The organism is Ruegeria sp. CDSA089 (assembly GCF_059612205.1).
Genome location: NZ_JBXWQD010000001.1, coordinates 706,158 through 731,861, shown reverse-complemented (window position 1 = coordinate 731,861; position 25,704 = coordinate 706,158). Strand labels below are relative to the sequence as shown.

At 53.1% G+C, this 25,704-nt stretch carries 24 protein-coding genes; 16 read left to right on the top strand and 8 right to left on the bottom strand.

Annotation, left to right across the window (positions count from 1 at the left end):
* Positions 1-44: 44 nt before the first annotated feature.
* From AC2FJ6_RS03735 to AC2FJ6_RS03720, 4 genes are all read left to right on the top strand, one after another.
* On the top strand, positions 45-524 hold the full coding sequence (locus AC2FJ6_RS03735) for a hypothetical protein (RefSeq protein ID WP_496668427.1): 480 nt from the start codon (positions 45-47) through the stop codon (positions 522-524).
* A 200-nt stretch (positions 525-724) separates the two neighbouring features.
* Positions 725-856 carry a hypothetical protein gene (locus AC2FJ6_RS03730; RefSeq protein ID WP_496668424.1) on the top strand — a complete coding sequence of 44 codons (132 nt, stop codon included), beginning with the start codon at positions 725-727 and terminating at the stop codon, positions 854-856.
* 34 nt (positions 857-890) lie between these two features.
* The gene (locus tag AC2FJ6_RS03725) at positions 891-1,697 is read left to right on the top strand and encodes a transglutaminase-like domain-containing protein (RefSeq protein WP_496668595.1); all 807 of its coding nucleotides are present in this window, start codon (positions 891-893) and stop codon (positions 1,695-1,697) included.
* A 337-nt stretch (positions 1,698-2,034) separates the two neighbouring features.
* Complete coding sequence (locus AC2FJ6_RS03720) at positions 2,035-2,547, top strand: hypothetical protein (protein ID WP_496668422.1); 513 nt, start codon at positions 2,035-2,037, stop codon at positions 2,545-2,547.
* A 115-nt stretch (positions 2,548-2,662) separates the two neighbouring features.
* On the opposite strand, the gene AC2FJ6_RS03715 is transcribed toward AC2FJ6_RS03720, so the two are convergent.
* On the bottom strand, positions 2,663-3,010 hold the full coding sequence (locus AC2FJ6_RS03715) for a hypothetical protein (protein ID WP_157707882.1): 348 nt from the start codon (positions 3,008-3,010) through the stop codon (positions 2,663-2,665).
* Positions 3,011-3,092: 82 nt separating this feature from the next.
* Positions 3,093-3,410 (bottom strand): HPF/RaiA family ribosome-associated protein, encoded by a 318-nt coding sequence (locus tag AC2FJ6_RS03710; RefSeq protein ID WP_157707881.1) that lies wholly within the window; start codon positions 3,408-3,410, stop codon positions 3,093-3,095.
* Positions 3,411-4,082: 672 nt separating this feature from the next.
* Here AC2FJ6_RS03710 and AC2FJ6_RS03705 point away from each other — a divergent pair.
* Complete coding sequence (locus tag AC2FJ6_RS03705) at positions 4,083-4,946, top strand: hypothetical protein (protein ID WP_496668420.1); 864 nt, start codon at positions 4,083-4,085, stop codon at positions 4,944-4,946.
* A 74-nt stretch (positions 4,947-5,020) separates the two neighbouring features.
* Here the strand turns inward: AC2FJ6_RS03705 and AC2FJ6_RS03700 are convergent, their stop codons facing one another.
* Both AC2FJ6_RS03700 and AC2FJ6_RS03695 read right to left on the bottom strand, forming a co-directional pair.
* Positions 5,021-6,028 carry a nucleotidyl transferase AbiEii/AbiGii toxin family protein gene (locus tag AC2FJ6_RS03700; protein WP_496668418.1) on the bottom strand — a complete coding sequence of 336 codons (1,008 nt, stop codon included), beginning with the start codon at positions 6,026-6,028 and terminating at the stop codon, positions 5,021-5,023.
* 2 nt (positions 6,029-6,030) lie between these two features.
* Entirely contained in the window at positions 6,031-6,627 is a 597-nt protein-coding gene (locus tag AC2FJ6_RS03695; RefSeq protein WP_058243034.1) for a DUF6088 family protein, read from the bottom strand.
* A gap of 247 nt (positions 6,628-6,874) precedes the next feature.
* Between AC2FJ6_RS03695 and AC2FJ6_RS03690 the strand changes: the two genes are divergently transcribed.
* Positions 6,875-7,129, top strand: coding sequence for a helix-turn-helix domain-containing protein (locus AC2FJ6_RS03690; protein WP_496668416.1), 255 nt, complete (start codon positions 6,875-6,877; stop codon positions 7,127-7,129).
* A 296-nt stretch (positions 7,130-7,425) separates the two neighbouring features.
* Positions 7,426-7,623, top strand: a complete 198-nt coding sequence (locus tag AC2FJ6_RS03685; protein ID WP_480457998.1) for a hypothetical protein — start codon at positions 7,426-7,428, stop codon at positions 7,621-7,623.
* Positions 7,624-7,934: 311 nt separating this feature from the next.
* Here AC2FJ6_RS03685 and AC2FJ6_RS03680 read toward each other — a convergent pair whose 3' ends face one another.
* The 3 genes from AC2FJ6_RS03680 to AC2FJ6_RS03670 form a co-directional block, all read right to left on the bottom strand.
* Complete coding sequence (locus AC2FJ6_RS03680; RefSeq protein WP_496668414.1) at positions 7,935-9,302, bottom strand: exonuclease domain-containing protein; 1,368 nt, start codon at positions 9,300-9,302, stop codon at positions 7,935-7,937.
* A gap of 77 nt (positions 9,303-9,379) precedes the next feature.
* Positions 9,380-11,407 (bottom strand): DNA phosphorothioation-associated putative methyltransferase, encoded by a 2,028-nt coding sequence (locus AC2FJ6_RS03675; RefSeq protein ID WP_496668412.1) that lies wholly within the window; start codon positions 11,405-11,407, stop codon positions 9,380-9,382.
* A 71-nt stretch (positions 11,408-11,478) separates the two neighbouring features.
* Complete coding sequence (locus AC2FJ6_RS03670; protein ID WP_496668410.1) at positions 11,479-12,621, bottom strand: cysteine desulfurase family protein; 1,143 nt, start codon at positions 12,619-12,621, stop codon at positions 11,479-11,481.
* A 126-nt stretch (positions 12,622-12,747) separates the two neighbouring features.
* Between AC2FJ6_RS03670 and AC2FJ6_RS03665 the strand changes: the two genes are divergently transcribed.
* From AC2FJ6_RS03665 to AC2FJ6_RS03625, 9 genes are all read left to right on the top strand, one after another.
* Positions 12,748-13,689 (top strand): DUF4007 family protein, encoded by a 942-nt coding sequence (locus AC2FJ6_RS03665; protein ID WP_298565451.1) that lies wholly within the window; start codon positions 12,748-12,750, stop codon positions 13,687-13,689.
* Positions 13,679-17,029 (top strand): hypothetical protein, encoded by a 3,351-nt coding sequence (locus AC2FJ6_RS03660; RefSeq protein WP_496668408.1) that lies wholly within the window; start codon positions 13,679-13,681, stop codon positions 17,027-17,029. Before AC2FJ6_RS03665 ends, AC2FJ6_RS03660 begins: the two co-directional genes overlap by 11 nt.
* Positions 17,022-17,861, top strand: coding sequence for a phosphoadenosine phosphosulfate reductase domain-containing protein (locus AC2FJ6_RS03655; protein ID WP_171186108.1), 840 nt, complete (start codon positions 17,022-17,024; stop codon positions 17,859-17,861). Before AC2FJ6_RS03660 ends, AC2FJ6_RS03655 begins: the two co-directional genes overlap by 8 nt.
* A gap of 255 nt (positions 17,862-18,116) precedes the next feature.
* Positions 18,117-19,793, top strand: a complete 1,677-nt coding sequence (locus tag AC2FJ6_RS03650) for a DEAD/DEAH box helicase (RefSeq protein ID WP_496668406.1) — start codon at positions 18,117-18,119, stop codon at positions 19,791-19,793.
* Positions 19,790-21,556 (top strand): ATP-binding protein, encoded by a 1,767-nt coding sequence (locus AC2FJ6_RS03645; RefSeq protein ID WP_496668404.1) that lies wholly within the window; start codon positions 19,790-19,792, stop codon positions 21,554-21,556. Before AC2FJ6_RS03650 ends, AC2FJ6_RS03645 begins: the two co-directional genes overlap by 4 nt.
* 1 nt (position 21,557) lies before the next feature.
* A complete protein-coding gene (locus AC2FJ6_RS03640) occupies positions 21,558-22,469 on the top strand; it encodes a phospholipase D family protein (protein WP_496668402.1) in 912 nt (303 codons plus the stop codon).
* A gap of 419 nt (positions 22,470-22,888) precedes the next feature.
* Positions 22,889-23,767 (top strand): ArdC family protein, encoded by an 879-nt coding sequence (locus AC2FJ6_RS03635; RefSeq protein WP_496668400.1) that lies wholly within the window; start codon positions 22,889-22,891, stop codon positions 23,765-23,767.
* A 667-nt stretch (positions 23,768-24,434) separates the two neighbouring features.
* Complete coding sequence (locus AC2FJ6_RS03630) at positions 24,435-24,743, top strand: hypothetical protein (protein WP_496668398.1); 309 nt, start codon at positions 24,435-24,437, stop codon at positions 24,741-24,743.
* Entirely contained in the window at positions 24,740-24,943 is a 204-nt protein-coding gene (locus AC2FJ6_RS03625; protein WP_025060004.1) for a hypothetical protein, read from the top strand. Before AC2FJ6_RS03630 ends, AC2FJ6_RS03625 begins: the two co-directional genes overlap by 4 nt.
* Before the next feature lie 43 nt (positions 24,944-24,986).
* On the opposite strand, the gene AC2FJ6_RS03620 is transcribed toward AC2FJ6_RS03625, so the two are convergent.
* On the bottom strand, positions 24,987-25,508 hold the full coding sequence (locus AC2FJ6_RS03620; protein ID WP_496668396.1) for a hypothetical protein: 522 nt from the start codon (positions 25,506-25,508) through the stop codon (positions 24,987-24,989).
* Positions 25,509-25,704 lie beyond the last annotated feature (196 nt).

Here is a 25,704-nt window from a genome sequence, read left to right as displayed (position 1 = left end):
ACGACATCCAGCGTCGAACCGCGCAGCGAGGAGGACAATACGCTATGACATCAGTGAAACATCTTACCAGGGCGGCCGCAGAGACGACCGATCTTGAACGGCGCGTGCTGGCCCATGAACGGATCCTGCAGACCCTGATCGCCTTCATGGCCCGTACCGAGCCGCGTTTCGTCGACCATCTGCGAGAACGGTTCGTGGAACCGATGCGCATGGCGCCGCACGAACACGATTATCGCGAAACCGATGATTATGCGGAAGAATTCGTTCGCGCCGTGATGCTTCTCGGAGAGGAGCGCGCGCCCAACGCGAAGGAGCCGGAGATGAACGACAAGCAACCCGAGCAACCGAAAAGCAGAGGAGAAAAGGGGGCTTTCATGGACCGGCCAGCACAGCGCGGTGGAGTTCAGGTACGCGAAAGAAACGGCATCTGGGAGGTGCGGGTCGATGGCAAGTTCCGCGGCGACTACCACCAGAAGGAACATGCTCTTGCCGCTGCGGCCCTGCACAAATTGTCGCCCCGATGACCGTTTGCACCCACCCGACACTCCCGGAAGAATTCGCGATCCAGGTGGCCGAGAACAAAGGAATGCCATCGCGATCGAATTCGAGGGGCTCCCCACCGCCGCCCGCGCCCACGCGACGGCTGACTGGAACGCTCACGCTTGGGCTATCGAAGACTCGCGCGGCAACCGGCGGACTCCGGTCCGCCAAGGAGCAAGCGGCGATGAGACACCCGCTGGCACGGTTGATCTCGAGGCTGGCCATCGTGGCTGGAGTGATAGCGTCTCTGGCCTTCCCCGTCCTTGCGCAGGCTGGCACCGACCCAATGCCTCGGACGCTTATCCTTGCAAGATGATCATGACATGACCAGGCGCGGCCGTTTGTCAGGCATGCGGGTCAGCATCGGGTGCCGTCTGCGCTACAGCTTCCCGCAGCCGACGCCACTGATTGCGATGCTGAACGTCCACTACTCGCGCTTTGGCGATCTGGAGCGTGCCGATTACCTCGTGACGTCGCCAAGCGTGCCGCTCGAAAGCTACCGGGATGGCTTCGGCAACTGGTGTACACGCGTCCTGGCTCCGGCGGGCGACTTCTGCCTGTCGACGGATGGCATCTTCCGCGACTCGGGCCAGCCTGATCCCTCCATTCCCGACGCGCAGCAGCACGCGGTTCAGGATCTGCCTTTCGAGACGCTCGTGTTTCTGCAGGGCAGCCGGTATTGCGATACCGACCTTCTGTCGGAGGAGGCGTGGTGCCTTTTCGAGACCACGGACCCGGGATGGTCACGCGTTCAGGCGATCTGCGATTTCGTGCATGGGCATGTCCGCTTCGACTACATGCAGGCGAAAGCGACGCGCACCGCATCGCAGTCAATGGCCGAGCGACAGGGCGTCTGCCGTGATTTTGCTCACCTCGCCATCGCCTTGTGCCGCTGCATGAATATTCCGGCACGCTACTGCACCGGATATCTGAGCGACATCGGTGAATCTCTGCCTCATCCGCCCGGGGACTTTGCGGCGTGGATGGAGGTCTTTCTCGCTGGTGAATGGCACATGTTCGACCCGCGGAACAACAAGCCTAAGTTTGCGAGAATTCTGATCGCGCGGGGCCGCGATGCCGCTGACGTCCCTCTGACCCAGACATTTGGTCAGAAAACTTTGACGGAATTCAAGGTCTGGACGGATGAATTGGCCTGACTGACCTTGGCTTCCTTTTTGATGCGCCATCGTAAATGGGGTCGCCAATCCCCATATAGGTAGTGCTGGCGCCAGGTATCCTGGTCCGTCATGGACGGGGAGTTGGCGTCGGCCAATCAAAGGATCGATGACATGTCCTTCAAGGACCTGACTGCCAGGGCTGCGGCCGCAATGAAGCCGAAGCCTGCGAAGACCCCTGCCAAAAAGAACGAGTCCAAGGCCCTCGGCACGGAAGCACCAGCGAAATCCAAGACGTCTTGAGATTTGCACCGGCCACGCGCCCCATTCTTAACGGGCGCGCGGACCACTCGCAGTAACAAGGCAAAGGACCATACTAATGGAAGAATTGACGAGCAAGACCGTTGCGGTTTTTTCCCGGCCGTTCAGGGTTCCAGGCTTTGACGAGACGCTCCCGGCGGGAGAGTACGAGATCGAAACGGAATTGGTTTCACCTCCGGATCAACGAGATCCCGCAGCCTGGAAAGCCTCCGTCATGGTGAAACTTCATCCCCGGATATCGCATCCGGGGCTTGCGCGAACTCTGACCGTTTCCCTTGCCGACCTGGACCATGCCCGCGCCAGGGACAAGCTGACGGGCAGAGCGTTGTCCGACTTCTTCCTTGAGGAAATGCTGGCTGATCCGATGGTGCGCCTCGTGATGGAGGCCGACGGGGTCTCTGCAGCACATATGCGACATCTCTATTCGGGGCGCCGGACGCCCCAGTCTGACAGGGATGTCCTGGACCGGAACCCGGCGCGTCTAGGTGCACGTGACATGGCGTCAATCCATGCTGCTGAAAACGAGGGCATGCCTCCACGACCGACAGGGACGTCGGCTATGGGAGAGTGAAGACCACGTGGAAGTACTCAACCGGCAGCAAGTCTTCGTCCTGTGCCCTAATCGGACGTTGACCGTTCGGAACGTCGCAGTCGCACAGCAAGCCTGTACAGCGGCCGTGGAACAGTTATGCTATGGGGCTTTGTTGGTGCAAAACTCGAAGCCATTTGCCTTCATCCCGCAGGTAGGTGGAAGTGCAAAGGGCTTCGTAGATCGGTGTGTCCCCGCGTTCTGCTGAGACACGGTAGGCCAAAACGGTAACATTCTTTTCTTGTTTATAGTAGCGCTCCGAAAATACGACGGACCGCCACCTCTGCGCGACTAAGCTCTCGCGCCACACAGTGTCGCCTTGAAGTATTCCCGGCGGATAAGGGAGAACAAATACGGCGCCCTTTGTCGTCATCTTCCGCGCATTGTCAGCGCCTTCCGTCCAAAACCGCTCTTCAAGTGCCCAAAGCTTGTCTTCGTCTGTCATAATCTAACTCCATCATTGTCAGATGCCTTATTGCCCGAGGGTGTAGATCGATCGGTGAAATGAAAGATTGATGCCGAATATGTTAGCGACGGTCCGTTAGTTTCCCGAGAGTGCTTTCTAGTGCGCTTTTCATCTTGCCGGCTGCGCCCCTCGTTGCCTGTTCTAAACTCGAGGCCGAATCCGTGACGGCCATAGGCTGCTGGCCTTTGAGCCGTGCTTCCAGAACACATTTTATATCATCTGGGCCGGACTTGTCGGCGTTGGCATCACTGAGATGGACCTCGATTCTGGTTATATGTTCTGCAAGGTAGGCCAGGTCGTTCTGTACCAATCCCGTAATTTGGGCCGTGATGGCTTCACTCCCCTTGATGCTGTTATCTGTACTGACTTCGATATGCATTTTGGCGTCCTTCGAAAAATCCCAAAAAAGAAAGGGATAACGTTGTGGAGCTTACAACTCTATCACGACAGGCAGCGCCGTGCGTTGCTTTGAATCAAATGTCGGGCCAATGGAGCTTCCCTGATGGCAGGTTTGTCCTGCACCGGACATTCGTTTGTTTCTCGATCAACGGCAGGGATGCTGAGATATTGCTTAAGAAGTCTGTGTGTTGGTCCTTTGTTTGCCCGTCAAGAGAAGGCAATAGCCTCGATTTTTCACACATGCGCTTTCGTTGCGAGTTAGAGCGGCAGGGGCGGCTCGGCGCTATAATTTCAAATATCCGTGTTTGAAATTCACGTATAGCTACAAGAATTCGGCTAAGTGATTGTTTTTAAATGGAGGCGAGTACCGGAATCGAACCGGTGTACACGGATTTGCAATCCAGAAAGAGCGCAAGCAAAAACAACGGCTTAAGGGTGCAAAACACCCCCTGACAAAAAGTGAACAAAAAGCGAAAGTTTCAACGCCAATTTCGCCGGTTCAAAACGAAAAAGGCCCCGTCACAGCGGCAACTGTGAACCGGGGCCAAATAGAAAAAGCCTGTCAGCTTTCGAAGTACGTTAGCATGAGCCACTACCGCTCCGCAAACGCTCAGTCGGCTTTTTCGTGGTCTCTGACCGGTGAGGCGATCCAATGAGCTGGCGCATCGCAAACGAATGCGCCGAGCGCCGCTTTGGGAGCGCCGCGCGCAAGCAGATCATCATGTTCCTGGCTGATAAGGCGAGCGATGACGGCTCGGGCATCTGGTGTTCCAAGGGGACGATCCAGCGCCACACAGAGCTCAGCGAGAGCACGGTGAAGCGCACCATCATCGACTTCCTGCGCGAAGGCATTTTGATCGAGACAGGGCGGCGGCACTGCAAGAACGGCTACACGGTCATTTACCGTATCGTTCTGGAGCGCGTGGCCGCGCTCGAACCGACGGCTGAACCCGACATAGACACGGGGGTCACTGTGAACCCCGTCCAGCCTGAACCCGGTACGGGGTCCACGGTGAACGGGGTACGGGGTTCACGGTGGACCCCAAACCACCCTAAAACCATCCATAAACCACCTACGCGCAGGCGCGAGGCGGAGGAGGAGGTTGAAGATCTTGAAGCTGAGAAGATCTTAGCGGCCTTTCCCGAAGACAGGATCCGAGACCGGCGATCCAGTCTGCTCCTGATCGCAGCCGCCGTGAAAGCCGGGGTAAAGCCCGATGACCTGAAGCAGGCGGTCAAAGCCTATGCCAAGGAAAGCGAAGGCTACACGCGGAGCAAGGTCTGTTTCTCAGACAACTGGTTCAAGATGCGCCGGTGGGAGAAGGGGCTTGCCCAGGTCCAGGCCGACCGCGAGAAGGCGCGAGAGGCCGAAGCCAAAGGGCGTGCGAGCCTCGCCGAGTGGATCCACGAGTGCCATCCCCTGTGCCGCCACATCACGAACCGACAGATCGAGGATTTGATTGCATCAAAGCTGGTGACGCCCGAGCAGGTTCGTGCTGCGGGGCTGCAGGCGTGAAAAGGATCGGCGTGAACAGTGCGTTTCGTGCGCTTGAACTCAGGGCAAAGCCGTTGAGAATTTGCGTCCTCTGGTCAGCTGTTGATCTCGGTCTCGAAGGTCTCGATCGTAGCGATGATTTCATCGAAGGTTGGTGCGTCACCGATGATCATTTCCCGCATCCCAGCATAGTCTTTTCGAAGAGCGACAGAGAGATCGGCGTTTGGGGTCAAGCGCAAAGAACCGGGCTTGGCCTCGTCGTAGTTTGCCCAGGCGGATTTGAAGAATACCGATTTGTGATGAGCGACTTGGGTCAGCAAATCAAGCTTTTCGAGGGCACGTTTTTTGGCTTCATGGCCAATCAGCTGCGCCATATCGTAGTAATGGCGGGACATGCGATCTGCGAGGGGTTTGGTTGCATCTTGATGAAAGAGCATATGCAAAATGGTGGCTTTTTCCCAGAACGTGCGCTCGACCCCCAACACTTTCACGCCGACCAGACCGTCTTTCAGAAGATCGGGAAAAGCCTGATGCAGGTAGGGCGCAATGTCGATCTGCTCTGCAGGCAGCCGGACGCCACGGGCACCGAATTCAAAGCGTACAACCGGTTTGACATAGCCCGCATCGCTTTCTGCCATCGCAGGGTACGCAAAGAGAATGGTTTGCGGATCACTTGGGTCGACCGATAGCGTGAAGCTTTGTTCTAGACTGGAGCCAAATGCTATTTGAATCTCGGCCAGAAGTTGGCCTCCGACGGCTTTTTTCGCCGCTTCCTCTAGTTCCTGAAGCAACTTTTTCTGCTTCTTGCCCGATAGGTCCGGGTCTTCTGGGTCACGGTCGCCTACAAACCCGAGTTGTTCGCGGTCTAGCGAGAGGTCCACATCCTCGGAGAAACGGTGGATCACGTCGTAGGCTTTGGACAGGGAAGTTCCGCCCTTGAAGATCATTTGCTCGCCAAAAGATGGCAGTGCAAAGAGTTGCTTTAGGGACCAGCAAACCCAGAAGTCTTTTTCGATGATTGCCTTCGACATTCCAAGCTGCGCTGCAGTTTCTTGAAAGGCTTCATCTCTGAGTTCAGGCGCGTCGTTAGCGAAATTTTCCATGCTTAAGCGTGTGCAACAATCTGTTGCACGACGGGGTGCATCCATGCAGGGACGTGCCTGCTTTGCTTTGCCAAGAGCTTCCGATCATTGTCGTCCAGTGCGCGTGCAAGGCGGTCGACGATTTGACTGTCCACACGGTCCTTGCCGACATAACGCAACGCCTGGAAGACAACCCCAGTCTTATGTCCTGCGCCGACCAATGTTTTGGGGGATGCTTTGCGGAACTGGATGACTTGCTGTCCAACTTTCTTAGTGCGGGTTGGGCCGTCGGTCATATAGGTCGGCTTGGATGGTACCTGAGTGGAAAGGCCCAACTGATTGGCCGCCATCGAAGGAGAGGGTTGCAAAATTTGCCCATCCTTTCGAGCAACAGCCTTTGCGATGTCATCGGCGGAAGGCGACAGAAACCCGAAGCGCGGGCTCTTCTTCGGGTAGTCATACAGCCCCCGCGTCAGTCGCCGGATCACCCCCTGATCAGCAAGGCGTGACAGGGCCTGATCTACGCTTGCGCGGGATCCGATGTCGAGAAAATCGGTCGGCGCAAAGATTGCGCCGCGACCTTTTCCGATGATGCGTTGCTTGATGTTTGATGTAATCATGTTCGAACTCCTTGTCAGAAAATATGGTATGTTTTTCTGAAAGTCAACGGGCCATGGAACAACCCCTCGGTAGGTGCAACTGGCATAGGGCAAAGAGGAGAACTGGTGCGAAATTTACGCTACAGCGCAAAATTCGAAAAATTACGCTGCGGCGTAAGTTGTCGTGGGCTAGACTGCTTCGTCTATGATCTCTAGATCATACAGAGGATTTATGATCTAGGCATCATAGGCGGCGCTGGAGGCTGACTTGCAGAACTTCGTTCGAATTCCCCGAGATCTTGGGCATGCGGTCCGTCAGGCTCGTCGAGAGAAGAACTGGACGCAGTCCGATCTCGCCACGCGCAGCGGTGTTTGGCAGGAAACGATATCGAAAGTTGAGGCCGGGCGGGGTGGCACAAAGCTCGACACGATCCTGGCGCTGCTGGCAGCCCTCGACCTAGAGCTATTGGTCAGAACACGCAGCAAAGGCACTGCATCTGATTTTGACAACATATTCGACTGAAATCCCGCAGTGACGGAGTGACAGCCGTTAAGCCCCAGCGGTTTTCTAAGTCCTCAACTCATGTGACGCAGCATGACGACACCGTTCAGTTTGTGAGTGCCGAACTCAGATCCTCAACGCCGTGTTTCTGATTGCTGAACATAAGCGGGCAGCCGTGCCGGGCGCGGTGCAAGCCCCGCTTCAACAAGAAAATTCCCCTGCGCCAGCGCATTCCTCGCGAGGCAAGTTTCTTGCTGACAGTCCCTTGGTGCCAGCTTTGGTCATGTTCATCGAAACACTCAAAGTGAGGATCAAAAATGGCTACTCAAACTCTGAAACTGAACGTCAAATCCGGCGAAAAAGACGGCAAGAACTTCTGGGACCGCTGCGGCGTGCTCTTCGTCAACACCGACGACAGCGGCAAAATCACGTCGATCAACGTCAAACACAGCATGTTCCCCGACGTCGAAATGGTCGCCTTCCCGCGCCGCGATGAAGACCCGGTCACCGAGTGACTTCAGCGCTAGGGCGGATTTTCCGCCCTGGCTTTCTGCAAGGGAGGTAACGCTCAGCTGCATTTCAGATTTCTCTTTAAATTTTCGATGTATAACGGAAAGAGCTAAGGCGATTGAGTGTGGAAACATCTACACCAATCCAGGCGCGTGTTATGATCTGAATCTATCAGCCGGGCTTTGGCTCGATCGCAATAGGCGCTCTACAGGTTTCGTTTTTGGGGCCAATTCACAACAGTGCTTCTGGTGAGCCAAGACCCAGACAATAGATTAGGGGGTGGTAGAGGCGAAGCGCCGTGCTCGTTGGCGCAAACCTATGCGCCAATTTCTGAGATTCGTGCGTGATAGAAGTCTTGAAGTGCACAAATCCGATCCTGGTCGAGCACCTGACCACTAACGATCTCTTGGAGCTGTTCCGCTACCGTTGCCTTGGTCATCCATGGCGTGGATGGCTCGTTGGTCAACCAGCGATCTCGGATCGCAGCGCTTGCCGCTGATCGGTAGTTCATGGACGCAAACTCTGGGGCGTTGGAGAAGATAAGCCGCATACCCAGTTGCTTCAGGCGGATGTCGCTCAGGTTGGCGACAAGACTAGAGCGGTCACGCCAGTCGGCTGAAGCGAAATCCTCAAGGACCCGCTTGTCATCGGCGCTGTAGAAGCCGTCGTAGATCAACTGTTCGACGTGTTGGGAAGGCTCTTTATCCGCATAGCGATCTGCCAAAGCCAGCCCCACTCGTTTCTGAAATTCAGGGTGCGCAGAAACTAGCTGGGCAAGCGAACTATGCGCAGCGCTCGGGTTGGCCACGGGAAAGACGTTCGGGACTTTGTTTATCGAAATCGTCCGTATCAGCTTGGGTGATGCAGCGACCGCTTTTGCAAGATCTTGATCATTGGCATCGATGATGGACGCATCGCAGAGGTCCAGGTCGAGGAACGCCATTGAGTTCTTGTTCTGCGGGTTTGCGCCGGCGTAAGCACCGAAATAGGATCGTGGTGGTGCCGCGCCAAATCGTTCGATCAGGCACACGGGATGCCCGCTTTGCAGCAACCGATCAACGTGGTGTTTGTCGCGGTTCAACAAGCATTGATCCCAAACGGCAGGGGCACGCTTGCGAATGAGTGACGCGATATGGATCGTTGCCTCTACGTCGCCGAGGGCATCGTGGGCGTCATGATTGGCAAAGCCGTTTGCCGGAGCGAGACGATCCAGTTTGAAACTTTCGCGTCCAAGATCATCTATTGGCCATTCGAGGGCGTCTGACTGGCGACTCCGGACTGCGTAGACCACCTTCATGAGATCCAGGCGGTCATTGTTGTCAAACTGGGTTTGATACAAGTTGGGATGAAGATTTTGATAGAATGACTGCCTGAGGAACTCTTCATCAAAGGCAAGTGTGTTGTATCCGGCCCATGTCGCTGGAGCCCAGCGTTTGATTAGATCACTTATCTGATGTGAAAACTCAAACCAGGATGGCAGGCTAGGGTCCATCAGCTGATCTTGTGAGATCCCCGTAACAGCGAGCGCCCATGGTGCTGGAAGTATGTGAGGCGCGAGCCTGCAGCGAATATCTACGCGCTCAACTTGGTTGAAGTCGTCATCCGTCAGGATCGCCGCAAACTGTAAGGGCTGGTCGAAAGCGGGTGATGTCCCCGTGGTTTCAAGGTCGTAAAATGCAAACATACGTGACTACTACCTGCCTTATTCCGCCAAAGTCCAATTCCTACCGGCCTTAGCGACGAAGCCTAAGGATGCTTAATCTAGCTGGGAATTCTCACGCCAGCCTTGAGGAGGGTCTGAGCAAACTCCCGAAAACTTGGTCCCTCATTGCTGAAATTGAGAGTATTCAAGTCTAAGACTTCCTGATCAAATGCTTTTTGCTCCGCTTGCCGAGGATCAGTCTCTTTCATGTATCGGGATTTTAGATACAGAAGTCGGACGTCATTGTCTGCAGAATGGTCGATGATGGAAACGTCGAAGGTGTCGAACTCGACTTTCACCCGGGTCATCAAGCGAGGCAAGAAGGACGTCTCAAAATCGGCATAGGTTAGCGCAGTCAGCTTACGGCTGGGAATGTGAATTCTCAGCAGAGTTGTTTCGGACAGATCACCCGCTAGCCTTTCAGCGAGAGCTACGAACCCTCGAAGCCTGACGGACAGTTCTTGGAGCCTATCAGTGGGAAATTGAAATCTGCCCTGTTCTAAATGACCGATTCCAGCAACGGCTGCTGTTTCAGCATCTTCTAGGAGAAGGTCCAGGTTGCCGATCGAATAGAGGAGCGCTTGTCCAGATTCCTGCGCTCTTTTATGGCTGCCAAAGAAAGCACGAATGTCGCGCCTTAGTTCAGGAGGAAATGAGCCATACGATTTTCTTTGTGAGAATGCATGCATTGCGAAGTGAAGGCTTAGATCTTCAGTTCTTGTGGCGACGATTCCTTCAAGTTCCTCGTGACCTATTTCTGCAATTGCCTGACTTGCCGCATACTGAAGGCCTTGCTTTGATCGCGAAAGCTTTGTCACAAGGCTTTTGGGAAGTTCTGAGATGTCGGGCTGACGGCCAAAGGCCCTGATCTCAGCAGCAAGGTCTCGGATAGTTGTTTTGTTGAGCTTGTCGTTAGGGTTTTTTGGGGTGCCTTTTTGCGATGCACTTGGTTTTGGAGCGGAGCGATACTCACGGCCTTTGAAGCCTATTTGACGCCTTAGTAGGTATCTTTGCTCTTCCAACTCGTCCCGAAAGACCAAAAATATACCTTGGCCTACGGCCAAGGGTTCGACATTCAAAATGCTCACGATGAAGTCTCTGAGTTCTGATTGGGTGTAGTACTTTTGGAATGTCTGTCGGGACGTCAAGTATCCGTCGCGGTAGGGCCGCACGCCACTCAGGTCAGCCTTGCCGTACAACATGACGGATACGGCCAAGCAGAGCTGCGTTAGGCTGAAGGCGCGCCTAAGTGCCTCTGCCCGCTCTTCAGGATCTTCGATTACGTTGAGGACAAATCCAAGATTGGTGATTTGGCTCTTTTTTAGAGTACTGGGATCTGGTCGATAGTGGGGATCCCAACCTTCGACGGTATAGCCATCAGACTGTAGGGCTCGTATGTCATCACCTTGACCGCATCCAAAGTCCAAAACGGTTCTATCGCGACGGATCAGACCACTTGTAAACAGCAGGTACATTGGCGCTGAGAGCGCAGCTCGCGTAATCGCCGTTTTGTGGCGCTCAACAGTGTTTTTCTCTGGGCCATTCATGTCATCGGCTGGTTTCTTGGCGGACTCTTCTGAGATCAAATCGCTCTGCACGATGTGTGGACCTTCGACGGTCAATCCGGCTTCAGCCAATGTCTTCATCCAAATCCGACGCGTTCCCTTGTTTGCCATGTTCTTAAAGAGCCCCTTGCTCTCTAAGGACTGCGTCAACTTTGCAAAGTCATCTCTTAGCGGGTGATCCGGGGCTAGGAGTAGCTCCTTTCTGTGGAGAATGGGTGGGTTTGCGTCAGAATATTTTCTCAGTTTTGCGCCTTCTTCCGAGAGGTTGACGAGTAGGCTTGCCCGCAGCTCTGGAAAAGCCACGGCGCTGAAGTCTTGATAGTCCAAAAACGAGAAGGTCTGGTCGTTTTGCCCCGAGATCTTCAACACTGACCATTGGAAATCTTCCGGAACCCTTTGCAGTGCAAGGCTCAGCTTATCCTTTGCGCTCGTCTGAAGGTGATCGACCGCGCTACGGTGCACGTAGATCGCCTGGCCTACCTTTTTTCCAACCGCATTTTTGAGAGATTTATTGTTTTGCAAGTTTCACCCCTCGGGTTGGATCTTTCTAAAGGTTCTTTTGAAACATCCTACCTGACCGAGGGGCGATCGATCTAGAGTACTGCTATGATGGCCTCTGCGGCTTCTAGAACTTCATCCGAGGTATTGGTGTGCCCAAAACTAAAGCGTATGGAGGCTTGCGCTTCATCCGATGTAAGCCCGATTGCACGGAGGACGTAGCTTGGTTCCGAAATTCCCGAAGAGCAGGCCGAACCTGTAGAAGCTGACACGATCGGTTGTAATCGTTGGAGCATTTCTCCCGCATCGCGTCCTTCGAACCTTAGATTCGCATTGCCAGGATGGCGGGAGCAGAGCTTATCTCCATTCAATCCAATATGGTCGCGGTTCGATTGCAGTTTGTCTACGAAAAGATCTCGTAGACCTGCGACCCGCGCTCTCAAAGCAGATCCGGCTTCAGAGGAATGGAACTCCGCCGCTGAGCCAAGACCAACACACAAGGGAAGGGGCAGTGTGCCGGACCGAAGCCCACCCTCTTGCCCACCGCCGTGAAACAGAGGTTCAATCCGGTCCTTCAGCTCTCGGCTCACATAGAGCGCCCCAACACCCATTGGCCCACCAATTTTATGCCCCGACAGACTAACCATGTCAGCCATATCTGCATATTCTTGGAGGTTGACTGCGCTTGGTGCCTGCGCGAAGTCGGAGTGGAAGATTGCTCCCATATCACGGCAAAGTGCTGATATTGAAGCAAGATCTTGGATGGTCCCGATCTCATTGTTGACCAATGCCACGCTTACCAAAAGAACATCTTCACTTAGCATGTCTCGCAGTTTGTCGAGGTCGATGTGGCCTTTCCCGTTGACCGGAATCTCTCGAACCGCACATCCTTTTGTCTGAGCTGCATAGGCGGCACTTTCCAATATGCACTTATGCTCCGTCGCTGAAACAAGGATTGTCGTGCGCTGACTTTGCCGTTGCTCCGGAGTGCTCAGACCCTTGATGGCAAGATTGTTCGCCTCTGTAGCGCCGGACGTAAAAATTATCTCATCCGCATCGACTCCAAGGAGGTTGGCCACTTTGGCCCTCGAAGTCTCGGTAGCCTTATTCGCGGACCACCCTGTTGAATGTTCGGAGGAGTGCGGGTTGCCATGGAACTCAGTCCAAAACGGCTGCATTGCGGCCCGAACTGTTGGCAGCATCGGAGTGCTTGCTTGATGATCAAGGTATATGGTCAAAGGGTTTTCCTGCCAAATCGAAGGTTATCTGTAGAACAAGTTTAATCCTGGGGTCAAGCACCAGGTCGTCGTTGACCATCCCCTCGGAAGATCGCTATAACAACCGCTAAGCGGGGTAGCAGATTTATGAAAAAGCAAACAACATTTACACAGGATTACAAGCCGCAGTTCTCCGGCCACGAGACCTTTCCGTTGCGCTACGGATGGTTGGAAAAGGCTTTCGAAGCTGTTGATGCTAGTGGCTTGAATAACAACAAGATATTTTCAGAGAGCGAGGCGATTGCGCATTTCGGCGTGGGCAAGAACATGGTGGCGGCAATTCGATTTTGGGCACAGGTCGCAGGTATTCTCACAACGGATGGGAAGGATGTAAGAACGACCGAATTTGGTCAGCAGTTACTTGGCCCCAATGGGTGCGATCCATACCTTGAAAGCGCTTCGTCTCTTTGGAAAATCCACTGGGATATTGCCTCCAATCCTAAGCATACAGCCACCTACTGGTTGTTCAATATTTTCAATGAACCCAACTTTGATCGCGATACTGTTCTGCGAAGACTGATGGAATTTATTGGTCAGCGTGGTTGGAAATTGCCAACAGAGAAAACGTTAACAAGCGATATAAGCGTCTTATTGGCTAACTACGTGCCTAGTGTCCCAAAGCGGGGCCCTAGCGAAGAGGCGTTCAATTCTCCGCTGACCGAGCTGGGATTAATACGGCGGCGCTCAAATGGAAAATTCAGTATGAACTTAGGGCGAAAGCCAGGCCTGTCTAACGGCGTGTTTCTCTATGCGGTGTGCGATTTTTGGGAGCGAACTTCTTCTGCAAACACGCTTGGCGTCCAATCAATGCTACTAGAGCCCGGGTCTCCTGGAAGGGTTTTCGTACTTGAAGAGTGGGAACTGATTGATCGGTTGGCCGATGTCGCCGACATGTCCGACGGTTTGATTTCTTGGTCTGAGACGGCTGGATTGAAACAACTTCTTAGACAAGAGGAGTTTCCCCAAGGTTTTGCAGAAAACCTGTGGTCCTCCGACATTTCTGCGTTGAGAGGTTCATATGCCGCTTAACGAAATTGTCTCGGTGAATGGGCGCTTTCTGCGATCTGTTCGAATTGATCAAGATGACCGTAATGAAGCCCTAGAGGGGTTTGTTTTTTCATCATCAGTAAGGGAGACCCTTAGTAATTTCTCACGCCAACAATTTGAGAGCGGGCAAGGCGCCTTCACTTGGACTGGCCCGTACGGAAGCGGGAAGTCGAGTCTCGCACTCGCCCTCTCCGCGTTGTTGAGTGGTAGTAAGCAAGAACGCGCAACGGCTGCGAGCAGGACTGATCCGGAGTTTGCAAAGGAACTATGGAAGTTACTCCCTCCGAAGCGAGATGGCTGGAAATGTGTGTCGGTCGTTGGGCGCAGCATGGAACCCTTCCAGCTGATCGGTGATTGTATCAAGGATGCAGGATTGGCGGCACGCCAAAGGAAGTTTGATACGCCTGAAAAAGTAATTGAGTACTTGCAGTTTTTGGCCGCCGACGACCGTGAGCATTCTGGAGGTTTAGTCCTCTTTTTGGATGAAATGGGGAAGCTACTTGAGCACGCGGCATCCTCAACAGGAGATGCATATTTCTTCCAGCTGCTTGGTGAAGCGGCGTCGAGAAGCGGTGGCCGCCTTATCGTTGTGGGTATCCTTCATCAATCCTTCCAAGAATATGCGAGCCGCTTGGCACGCGACATCAAAGATGAGTGGGGAAAGATCCAGGGTCGCTTCATCGACATTCCCGTCAATGTATCTGGCGATGAGCAGATTGAATTGGTGAGCAAGGCGATTATCGCTTCAGAGCAGCCGGATAGCGCTAGACGGAACGCAGAGGCAGCCACGGAACTACTTGCCGATGTTCGACGTGGCGCGTCCGTAGTTTCGAAAGAGTTGCTTACTAGCGCTTGGCCACTCAACCCGCTTGTTACACTGGTGCTAGGGCCTGCATCGCGTCGGAGCTATGGGCAAAACCAGCGTAGCATCTTCAGTTTCCTGGGCTCTTCCGAGCTGTTCGGCTTTCAGGACTACCTTGAGAAGGCGAGCAAAGAAGATCCGAAGGACTACGGATTGGCTGATTTTTGGGATTATCTAGATTTCAATCTGCAAGCTGCGATCGCCGTGTCTTTGGACAGCCATCACTTTGCAAATGCTAGGGATGCAATTGCGCGGTGGGAAGCTAAAGATGGCGGTGAGATCGGTGTGCAGCTGCTAAAGTCGCTAGCCATTTTGGAGCTGACGCAAAAGCAGACCGGAGTAGGTGCGACGCTGGGCGCACTTAGTCTGGCAATAAATCAAACAAGTGCTGCGGTAGAGGGGCTCTTGTCAGAACTTGAGGAGGCGTCGATTGTTGTTTTTCGAAAGTTCAGGGGCACTTACTCTCTCTTTGACGGGAGCGACTTTGACATTGAAGTGGCGTTGGATGAGGCATTGAGAGAAAGATCAGACTTCGATCTCAGCTCAATCTCAAACGCTTTATCTTCACCCAATATCGTCGCGAAGCGGCATTACCGTGAAATTGGTGCTCTGCGCTGGTGCGAACTCAAGGTACTGCTCGAAAGCCAAGTCGAGAACTATGTTGCTAGCTTTACACCTACAAATGGATGCTTTGGCGCATTCATCATTGCGCTGGACGATGCGACGCCAAGCATTGTTGAGGATTTTGGTGAGTATGGGTGGGGGGCCGACTTTGCGGTTGTGAGGTCTGAAAAATCGAAGAACCTTGTGGCGCTCGCACGAGAGCACTCCGCTTTGAAGGATATCTTGGCATCGAACCCCGAGATTCATCGAGACAAAATCGCGCGCAGAGAGCTTACCGATCGTATCGAGGCGATTGGGGGTAGGATTGAGCATGAAGTCTGGCAATTGATCGCAAGCGCAGAATGGGAAACTGGAATTGATGATCTCCCGATTTCCGCGCGCCGGAACCTCACAGTTTTGGCCTCAGAAATGGCAGACCGTCGGTTTTCGCAGTCGCCCAAACTAAACAACGAACTGCTGAACCGCACCAAGCCCTCGGCATCGGCCAATTCAGCGCTCAAGCTGTTACTGCATGCTGCCGTCCTTAAAGAAGGTATTCCGGGGCTTGGGTTTGAGAAGTTCCCAGCGGAAAAGGCTCTGTTCGTATCGCTCGTTGAGGCCAACAAGCTATACGTGCAGGAGGGTGACAGTTGGCAGTTTGTACCGCCTTCAGGAGATGACCCCGCAAATCTGTTACCCATTTGGAAAGCAACGAAAGACTTCTTGAAGAAGCGGGGTAACCGCAACGTACAGCTTACCGATGTTTATGACCTATGGCGGGCACCTCCCTTTGGGTTGAAGGACGGGTTGATGCCATTCCTTGCTGTGCTGTTTATGCTAGCTGAACGCCGGAACCTGTCACACTATCGGGAAGGTATTTTTCTATCGACTATTTCGGATGTCGACGTGGACTATGTTCTGAGAGCGCCGCAAATGGTCCAGCTGCGCTGGATCGAAATGAACCGAACGACCAAGAGGCTGCTTACTGAGCTGGCAAACGCGGTTGGTGAAGTTGTGGACAAACCAATCTCATCTTTAAGTCCACTAGAAGTTGGACGCGCGCTCATTGCAGCTTACGAAACTTCAGCACCTTGGGTTCAACGAACCGCACGTCTTCCTGAGCACGCAAAAAAAGTCAGAGCGCTCTTCAAGCGCTCTAATGACCCACAAAAGTTCGCATTTGATGACATTCCTGGCCTCTACGGACAGGACATCGACATTCTCACAGATCAAGGAATCTCTGAGATCGCTCAAAACATCAAAGAAGGGCTCATCGAAATCCGCGCAGCTTACCCTGCGATGCTCACAAGAATGCGCGAACACATTCTGAACGAGCTACAAGTTCACGGGCGCACTGCGAAAGCGTACCGAGAGCTGAATGAGCGCGCGAAGAATATCCGAGATGTCGCAGGTGACTTGAGGCTTCGATCTTTTATCACCCAGCTTACAAGCTTCGGAGATGATTTACAGTCGATGGAGGCACTAGCGGGGTTGGGCATCAATAAGCCCCCAAAAGCTTGGATTGATAGCGACATAGACCGGGCAATTGTTCAACTCACATTGCTTGCGCAGCAGTTCAACCAACACGAGTCAGTCGCGCGAGTGGCTGGGCGGAAGGACAAGCGCTCCGCTATGGCGTTGATTGTCAGCGTTGATGATCGGCCCACGCCTGTGATGGAGGAATTCGATGTTTTGGATTCCGACGATGAGGAAGTGAATAACCTCAGTAGAAAGATTGAAGAGGTATTGCAGCAGGCTGCGGAAGGCACTGGTAGAAACGTGATCCTGGCTGCGTTGGCAAGAGTTGGTGCTGCGAGGATCAAACAATCAGGCGCAGGAGAAGAAGTAGATGGCTGACAAGGTAAAACATGTTCTAGGCTTGTCTGGGGGCAAAGATAGTTCTGCCCTCGCGATCTACATGAGCCAGGCTCACCCCGAACTAGATATTGAGTATTTCTTCACTGACACGGGCGAAGAGCTGGATGAGGTTTATGAGTACCTAGCGATGCTCGAGGGGTTCCTCGGAAAGAAGATCCGGTACTTGGATCCAGGGCGAGATTTTAAGTTCTACCTTGCCCAGTACAATCAATTCCTTCCCTCAGCCCAAACGCGTTGGTGTACGAAAGACCTAAAGATTAAGCCCTTTGAGAAGTGGGTGAAATCTGAATTTACCGAGCAGGGGTACACAGTCTATAGTTATGTCGCAATCCGAGCTGATGAAGATTTTCGCCAAGGTTTGAACTCGAAAAACGGAAGTTTGATTACCAAGCTGCCCTTCAAAGATGATGGTATCGACAAGGCCGGCGTTTTCGAGATTCTTGAGAACTCGGGTCTTGGCCTACCAGCATACTACGATTGGCGTTCCAGGAGTGGCTGCACGTTTTGCTTCTTTCAGCAAAAGATTGAGTGGGTTGGCCTAAAGGAGCGTCACCCTGAAGCCTTCGAGAGGGCTAAGCAAATGGAGAAAACCTCTCTCGACCACGGGTCGCCGTTTTCATGGAGTGAAGGGGAGACACTGCTTGAACTGGAAAAACCTGAACGCATCGCTCAAATCCGCGCAGATCATGAAAAGCGTGTCGAAAGAGCTAAGGCGAAGAGGAAGGTTGATCCTCTACGGCCGGAACAAGGCGCAGTTGATCTAGATGAGATTTATGGCCAGCAAAAGGTGTGTTTGGCCTGCCATAAATGATCTGATGTAGGAATTCTCTTAGGATGCAGCGATGAAGGTCTTTGGAAGCGGGCTCGCGGATATCCACCGTCAGATTGTTTCGTATGAATCTAAAATTGGGTTTTGTTTCCTCAACAGATCACTGAGCTCGCATTTAGGGGTCGTCGATGAAAAAGCGTTTCCCTTCAGGGGCTTTACCAAGCAGCGGAATCTGTCAAAGTATGTTGAAAGCGTACACCCTTTGGGCGAGCTGCTGGCGAGTAGGAAATCGAGAGAGTGGAAAACAAGATGAGTTCGACTGCCGTAGTTGACGCCCTCGCAAGCATAGGTATCGCACGACTGGCGGTTTTTTGGGGTGAGAACCGGTTAGAAGGGCTTTCAGAGCTCGGGGTTAGTACTCGACCTCGCGCGGTAGCTGAAGCCATGCTGTCTGAGAGTGGGCTGGCTATCTTTAAGAAGCGAGACCTCAGAAACGCTGTACTAGAAGTGTTTTCGCCACAAGTTATCCGAGACAAACTCGGCTCAGGGCCAAATGGTTGCCCTGTAACTATTCCACCGAATTTTACTTGGGGAAGAAATGAGGCAACGACCAATTTTCTAAAGCTGATGGACCTGAACATCGACGAAGCGTTCCCAAACGATTTGATGTCTGGCCCGGAGCCGCATCTGCAAACACACATTGAAAAACCCCTATTTGATTATCAAAACAGCATTAGAAAACAGCTTGTTAGTTTTTCATTTTTGGAGGCAGGTGCCCACGCCAATGCGGCAAGCAGAAGAATCGTTGCACATATGCCGACAGGCTCGGGGAAAACACGAACAGCCATGGAATTCATTTCAGATTTCCTTAGGTTTAGCTGTTCACGTGAAAAACCCGTTGTGGTTTGGCTTGCTCATAGCGAAGAGCTCTGCGATCAGGCGGTTCAAACGTTCCTTAGCATTTGGACAAAACTGGGAACTGAGAATGCAAATGTTTACTCAATGTGGGGGGGCAGGAAGCCAGACAACATCGATCTGAGCAAGCCCTGTTTTATAGTTACTAGCTTTCAGAGTTGCTACTCTAGCATTCACTCAAACAAAAACGCTGATTTTGACCGATTTGCAGAAATTAGGCGCGAATGCAGTCTCCTGATTGTCGATGAGGCGCACATGTCGATGGCGCCGACTTACAAAAAAGCAATAGAGTTTCTCTGTAACTCGAGCACTACTCTGATCGGCTTGACGGCTACGCCTGGTAGGCATCACGTTGGGGGTGATGTAGCTCAAACCAAGGCTCTATCGGATTTTTATGGCAACAAAAAACTCACGATAGACCAGCGATTGACCGGCGAACGAAACTCAATTGAGTATCTTCAGGATCGTGGGATTTTGTCTTCTGTTGAGCGTATGCGTCTCAACACCAGCGCTACTGTTAATCTGGACGCCGAGGCAGTCAGGTTAATTTCCGATCTTTTAGACATCTCACCCAAAGTGCTGGCGGAGTTAGGCAACAACGCCCAGAGGACATTGGAAGTAGTCGCTGCAGTCGAAAAGCTTGCACTTGTTGATAAGAAACAGACCATCGTGTTTTGCCCATCGAAGCAGAATGCATCTGATATGGCATTGGTCTTAAGGGAAAGAGGGTGCGCGGCAAGAGCGGTAACCGGCGAAACTCCACCAAGCGATCGGCGCGAGGCGATTGAAGATTTCAAAAACGGAAGTGTCAGGGTTCTCACAAATTTTGGTGTTTTGACAACCGGATTTGACGCGCCAAAGACAGAGGCCGTTGTGATTGCGCGTCCGACAACGTCGGTTGTGCTTTATTCACAAATGGTGGGACGGGGCCTTAGAGGCAATTCAGTTGGTGGGACGCCTAGCTGTACTGTGGTGGATGTGGTTGATAATATTGTAAATTTACCCAACGTGCCGCAAGCTTTTACGTATTTTGACGAACATTTCGGGGAAGCAAAATGAACAAACAAGACAAGCCAGTGCAGATTGTTGATGCGTACTTGGCGCTGAATGCATTGCGCCAAGTCGGCTATCGAAACACAGCTACTGCGGTAGCTGAATTGGTTGATAACTCGATCGAGGCCGAGGCAAAAAAGATAACCATAGTTACGCTGTCAGCCAGAGAACCTGTAGCAAAGCGTACGGTCTACCGAGTTCAAAAAATAGCGGTTTTGGATGATGGGCACGGGATGACACCGGATGAGTTGGGACGCTGTCTATCACTAGGTTGGGGCACTCGACTAGATACCCGAGATGGTCTCGGACGTTTTGGCTTTGGACTTAAAGGTTCGTCTCTTTCACAGGCGGAGCTTGTTGAGGTTTATTCTTGGCAAAATGGATCGGTGCACAAGACGTATCTTGATCTACCGGAAGTCAAGGAAGGCAGGCAGCAGTATCTTAAAAGCGTTGAAGAGACGAACCTTCCCAAAGAGATAGTTGAAGCGGTTGGAGGAAATATCGGTAGCAGTGGCACGCTGGTCTTATGGTCCAAGCTAGATGGAGTGGATTTCAAGCGCCCGTCGACGCTCTTTTCTCGGATGCAGGAAGAGCTCTGCCGCATTTATCGGCACTTCTTGGATGACAATGATGATTATGGCAAGAAACGTGATGTGAGCTTGGTCGACTTCGATCTAGACAATAACAAAGTCGAAGCGTCGCATGAACTGAAGCCCAATGATCCTTTGTACCTTTTGGAGCCGTCAAGCTGCCCAGACAGCGATGGAAAGGCTACGAACGTCGAGTTTGAGAAGCCATATGCCATACCAGTAGAGTATGAGCAGGGAAAATTTTCGGACATTGAAATTCGCCTTAGTATAGCCAAGCCAGAGACCCAAAAAATGGGCGGTAATTCAAATCTCGGCAAGCACTACGCACGCAATACTGGTATCTCGTTTGTTCGAGCTGGCCGTGAGATAGACTTTGGTTCCTTTGGTTTTCTAGACAGTGATACCAGGCAGAGGTGGTGGGGCGTAGAAGTGCGTTTTAAGCCCGTTTTGGATGAGTTGTTTGGTGTTACTAACAACAAGCAGCATATTCGAGGCTTCAAGAAACTAGACCCGAAACACGACGTCGAGCAGATTGAAGCCTTGAACGAAGCTGCGGAGGACCCGGAGAATTCTGGCCACTACAAATCTTCATTGCACCTTGAGCTCAATCGAAATCTCACAGTTAAGATCAATGCAATGTTGGACGTTATCAAAACACGAAAGGAAGGGAGTTCTGCGGACCCATCTAAAGCCAAGCCTGACCCCGTTTCTGAAAAGGTAAATAAGGATGTGGCGGAGGATCACACTGAAACATCCTCAGACAAAGAGGCTGAGACAAAGTCGGAACAGGAGAAGTTGGCAGAACGTACAAAATATGTTCTGGAAACTCGCCCAGAGCTTTCTGAAGAAGATGCACAAGCGTTCGCCAAAGCAACGATTGACTACAAGGTTGACCTGAACAAGGGCAGTTGGCCTGGGACAATGTTCTTGGACCTGCAGTTCGTAGCAAATGCAGCGGTCGGAGTTATCAACACCCGTTCCCCATATTACGAAAAATTGTGGCAGCATGTCGAAGACTCTGGCGATGATCGAGCGCTGAGTGCTCTTGAAGTGTACACGATGGCTTATGTGCGTACTGAAGATGAGTTCAGGAAAACCCTAGATGGCGAAACCTTTGAGAAATTCCGTGACCGGTGGGGCTACTGGGTATCCAAACTCTTAGAGAATATTGACGAGTAGAATGCTTCTCTTAGAGACGGGTGCTTTTCGAGAGGAACTTGCGATTGCCTTGTCATCGGCAGAGCAAGAAGTCATCGTTATGAGTGCATTTATTAAGCTCGATGCGCTTAAGTGGCTTATTGAAAACAGTAAAACGAGCAACCTTACGGTCGTAGCACGTTGGCAGCCGTTAGATTTAGCAGCTGGAGCTTCCGACCTGGAGTGCTTTTACCTCTGTGATGAGGCTAATATTCCATTCGGTATTTCTCAGAACCTGCATGGAAAAGTCTACATCGTGGATTCCAAGATCTTCATTGGGAGCGCAAATTTAACGTCAAAGGGGATGTCCCTTTCGCATTATGAGAACGACGAGTTCGGAACTGGATTCGAATACGGTCAGACTGAAAAGATCAAAGTCCGGGACTATCTCGCTTCCGTAAACTGGCTTGATGTCAAAACTGTCGAATTGATGGCTGACTTCTTGAGAAGCTTTGGCGGCAACACGGATGTGCAGTCGAATGAGTGGCCCCAAGAAATTTCTGAAAAACTTGGTTCTCAACCCCTCGGTGTCTGGTTTCACGATCTTCCAATGTGCAGCCCAAATCAGTTGCTAGCGCAGACGGCTGAAGCAACGGCAATAGAGCACGATCTATATTGCTTTCGAAGCAAGAAAGGCGCTGCCGAAGACGAGCTGTTGAAAGGCTTCATGTCGTCGCAAATTTGCTTTTGGCTTGAAGTGCAATTGCAGGAATATGGTGAGCTATCTTTTGGGAAGGTCACCTCGCTGTTTCACGACCAGGTTCTTGATGACCCTATGCCATATCGTAAGAACATCAAGGAAGGCGTAGCAAACCTGTTCGATTGGGCTAGCAGGTGCAACACAAAGTTTGAAGTGACTAGGCCGCAGCACAGACAGGTAATCCGCGCGGTGTAGTAATGAGCCCGCGCTTTCGTGCGCGGGCAACATCTCCCAATAGACTGCACCGAGGCTCAACGGGCCGTTGGCCCGCTCACCCCGATCCAGACGTCATTCTTTTGGTTTGGTCCGCCCAACATTCCTGAACGTGGCGGTCAACCTTGGGCCATCCCCAAAATCAGCCACCAATTTCCCCTGTCTCGCGGGCGAGCCATTCCTCGCGAGGCAAATTGGCGTCTGATTTTGGCGCAGACATTTTCTTCGCAAATGTGGCCGATTGACAGCCCCGTTCAGGGCCGTGGGTCGGGCTTTGCCCTCTCCCACTCTGTTCCGCCGAATACATGCGTATTCGGTCAGATCAAGTGGCCGAGGCGCAGCCCATCGGCGGAAGGGGGCGCGCAGCCTCACCCGCGTCACTTTGATTGAGGAGGCCACAAATGGCACCGAAGTTTGATGTTTATGCCCATGTCACCGACACCATTATTGCAGAGATCGAGGCGGGAACGCCGCCATGGCGCAAGCCGTGGACAGGGAGCGCGTCGGGCATTGCCCTGCCAACCCGACACAATGGCGAGGAGTATCGCGGGATTAACATCCTGATGCTCTGGGTCATGGCGGCCAAGCATGGCTATGCGTCCAGCCGCTGGATGACCTACAAACAGGCGCAGGAGCTGGATGGCCAAGTTCGCAAAGGCGAAACGTCGTCGACCGTGGTCAAATACGGGACGTTCACCCGAGGGAACGAATTGGGCATTGAGGAAGAACTGCCCTACGCGCGCGCATACCGCGTCTTCAACGCGGATCAGATCGAAGGTTTGCCGGAGGAGTACTACATCCGTCCCGAGGCCCCGCGCGATCTTGGCACGGCCGAAGATCCTGAGCTTGAGGCGTTTTTCGGCCGGACCGGGGCTGAGATCCGCACCAGCGACGACCCGCGCGCCTATTACAGCCCCGCCAAAGATCACATCCACATGCCGCCGATTGCCACGTTTCACGATGCGGCAGGCTATTATGGGACGCTGGCCCATGAGGTGATCCATTGGACCGGCAGCGAAAAGCGGCTGGAGCGGATCAAGAAGTTTGCCAACCGTGAGGCCTATGCCTTTGAAGAGCTGGTGGCGGAAATCGGTGCTTGTTTCCTTGGTGCTCAGATTGGCGTCGCGCCGGAATTTGACCAAAGCGCCGCCTATGTTGAAGGGTGGTTGAAAGCTCTCAAAGAGGACAAGCGGGCGATTTTCTGCGCGGCGTCTGAGGCGCAGAAGGCAGCCGATTTTGTTTTAGCAGCAGCAGGTCAATCGAAAGCGGCTGCAGCATGAGCGACCCCGCAATCTTACCCCCGATGACGTGCCGCAAATGCGGCGCGTCAAACCCAGTGATCTTTCTCGCGCCGGTCATCGTGAAAGGCAGTTGCACCTGTATTTGCTTGGATTGCGCAGAGGCGCGCAAATGGCTGGATCCGGACGGCAACTTAAAGGCCGGTGTTGAGCTTTGAGCACCTGCGCCCCGCCTCATGTGGCGGGGCGCAGGCCTCTGGGGATGAAATGAGAAATTGTGGCCCGTGCTGCTGCGCACGGGCCGCTCAGAGAAACGGACTGTGCGGAGGATCGACCGGCTTTCAGCCCGCTCACCTCCTTCAGGCTTCTTTCAATTTGATTGGTCCGCCCAACATCCCTGTCGTGTCCCGTCAATGGGCAAGCGCCGCGCGGGCGCGTCGTCAAAGCCTGCAACCCGTGTCCTCGCGCGGGCGCGCTGCGGGCCGCACCAGTTGCTGGCTTTGACCCATTGACTGGCCGCTCCAGGGGCGTGGGTCGGGCTGCGCCCCCACCCACTCTGTTCCGCCGAATACATGCGTATTCGGTCAGATCAGATTGGTCGGTGTGCAGCCCATCGGCGGAGTGGGGAGGGAACCGGAAGGGCTCCGGGGGAGCGTTTCCCCGAGCCCCGAGCCAAGGCCCAACCGCAGCACCCAAGAGGAGGCCACAAATGGCTCACAAGTATCAGCCCCCGAAATTCTGGACCTGCGACTGTGATCGCACGACCGGCGGTCACATCATCGACGGGCTCTATAGCACCTGCGTCTATTGCGGGAAGCATCGGCACGAGCTGAGGGAGATCGTTGTTCCGTCAGGTTTGGGTGGCGTGTTCTGTGTCGAGATCCTCAGCGTTGAGGATGATTGCGCCAAGGTGAAGGTTGTCAAGAGCTCGAACGGCTTTGACGCGCTGCCGCCCTTTACGGTGCCGTTCAAGGACATCGCCCCGCGTTGGAAGCACAAGGCGGGAGAAATCCGATGATCCCCGACTATCACAGCGATGATTTTGCGACGGCGCGTCTGGAGGATACCGTCAGCTTGCGAAGCGCCGCCCGCGAAGCACGCGCCACGCTCTACGCCGTTTTGAACCGGTTGGAGCTCAATGATCTGGACGGCGAAGAGCAGCCCTATATCGACGATTGTCTTGGGGCTCTCGCAATCCTCGAAGAGGCGTTGCGATGACTTTGGAAGAGATCAAAGCAGCAGTGGACGCGGGCAACCGCGTTCACTCCGCGCTTTGGGTCGAATTGCTGATATCGACCTGATCATGCTGAGGGTTCTTTCGCTCTTTGATTTTTCCCTCAAGTCGAGACGAAAACTCTTTAACCTCTGTCGCGAACCTGATTGATTTTGGGACCTTGGGTCGCTCTTCGCCTTTTTTGTCCGAGGCTGCGCATTGAGCCGCATAGGACAAAAGGATCCGATTTGCTTTCTTTCTTTGACGTCCAACTTTGTCACGAAAAGGCTTGTGGTAGCCCTTGGTCTTTGCGTCCAAAAGTGGGGCTCGACGCTCGTCGTCGCCGATACCAGGCCAATCCAATCCCAGAATTTTACAGCAGGCACACGAAAGGGAAAAATACTCGAGAAAGTTTTCGCTTGTTGGCTTGGTTTTGGGTTTCTTGGCTTTCGCCTTCTTTTTGCTCTTCTTGCCTTTGGTTCCAGGCATCGAAGATAGCGGGTCATAAGACCAGCCACGCCCCCCTGGGTAAATAATTGTGCTGCCACCTGAATAACCGCCGCGCCCCATTTCGAACCTCAAAAAACAAAAAGCAATTCCGTCAGTGTAGCGCCGGTCTGTGTCCGCGCAAGTATCTGGCTGGCGCAGCCTATGGCTGCTCCAAGCGGAATACAGGCAGTTGATTCAATATTATAATATTGAATCAATCATGGCGAAGTGCCATAACTGGGCTGCCTGTATGATGCTGGCAAGAAATAGGGGTGAT

Excerpts from the sequence above, each read along its gene's own strand:
- AC2FJ6_RS03735 (WP_496668427.1), top strand. The coding sequence starts at position 45 with ATGACATCAGTGAAACATCTTACCAGGGCGGCCGCAGAGACGACCGAT.
- AC2FJ6_RS03730 (WP_496668424.1), top strand. The coding sequence starts at position 725 with ATGAGACACCCGCTGGCACGGTTGATCTCGAGGCTGGCCATCGTGGCT.
- AC2FJ6_RS03725 (WP_496668595.1), top strand. The coding sequence starts at position 891 with ATGCGGGTCAGCATCGGGTGCCGTCTGCGCTACAGCTTCCCGCAGCCG.
- AC2FJ6_RS03720 (WP_496668422.1), top strand. The coding sequence starts at position 2,035 with ATGGAAGAATTGACGAGCAAGACCGTTGCGGTTTTTTCCCGGCCGTTC.
- AC2FJ6_RS03715 (WP_157707882.1), bottom strand. The coding sequence starts at position 3,010 with ATGACAGACGAAGACAAGCTTTGGGCACTTGAAGAGCGGTTTTGGACG.
- AC2FJ6_RS03710 (WP_157707881.1), bottom strand. The coding sequence starts at position 3,410 with ATGCATATCGAAGTCAGTACAGATAACAGCATCAAGGGGAGTGAAGCC.
- AC2FJ6_RS03705 (WP_496668420.1), top strand. The coding sequence starts at position 4,083 with ATGAGCTGGCGCATCGCAAACGAATGCGCCGAGCGCCGCTTTGGGAGC.
- AC2FJ6_RS03700 (WP_496668418.1), bottom strand. The coding sequence starts at position 6,028 with ATGGAAAATTTCGCTAACGACGCGCCTGAACTCAGAGATGAAGCCTTT.
- AC2FJ6_RS03695 (WP_058243034.1), bottom strand. The coding sequence starts at position 6,627 with ATGATTACATCAAACATCAAGCAACGCATCATCGGAAAAGGTCGCGGC.
- AC2FJ6_RS03685 (WP_480457998.1), top strand. The coding sequence starts at position 7,426 with ATGGCTACTCAAACTCTGAAACTGAACGTCAAATCCGGCGAAAAAGAC.
- AC2FJ6_RS03680 (WP_496668414.1), bottom strand. The coding sequence starts at position 9,302 with ATGTTTGCATTTTACGACCTTGAAACCACGGGGACATCACCCGCTTTC.
- AC2FJ6_RS03665 (WP_298565451.1), top strand. The coding sequence starts at position 12,748 with ATGAAAAAGCAAACAACATTTACACAGGATTACAAGCCGCAGTTCTCC.
- AC2FJ6_RS03660 (WP_496668408.1), top strand. The coding sequence starts at position 13,679 with ATGCCGCTTAACGAAATTGTCTCGGTGAATGGGCGCTTTCTGCGATCT.
- AC2FJ6_RS03655 (WP_171186108.1), top strand. The coding sequence starts at position 17,022 with ATGGCTGACAAGGTAAAACATGTTCTAGGCTTGTCTGGGGGCAAAGAT.
- AC2FJ6_RS03645 (WP_496668404.1), top strand. The coding sequence starts at position 19,790 with ATGAACAAACAAGACAAGCCAGTGCAGATTGTTGATGCGTACTTGGCG.
- AC2FJ6_RS03640 (WP_496668402.1), top strand. The coding sequence starts at position 21,558 with ATGCTTCTCTTAGAGACGGGTGCTTTTCGAGAGGAACTTGCGATTGCC.
- AC2FJ6_RS03635 (WP_496668400.1), top strand. The coding sequence starts at position 22,889 with ATGGCACCGAAGTTTGATGTTTATGCCCATGTCACCGACACCATTATT.
- AC2FJ6_RS03630 (WP_496668398.1), top strand. The coding sequence starts at position 24,435 with ATGGCTCACAAGTATCAGCCCCCGAAATTCTGGACCTGCGACTGTGAT.
- AC2FJ6_RS03625 (WP_025060004.1), top strand. The coding sequence starts at position 24,740 with ATGATCCCCGACTATCACAGCGATGATTTTGCGACGGCGCGTCTGGAG.
- AC2FJ6_RS03620 (WP_496668396.1), bottom strand. The coding sequence starts at position 25,508 with ATGGGGCGCGGCGGTTATTCAGGTGGCAGCACAATTATTTACCCAGGG.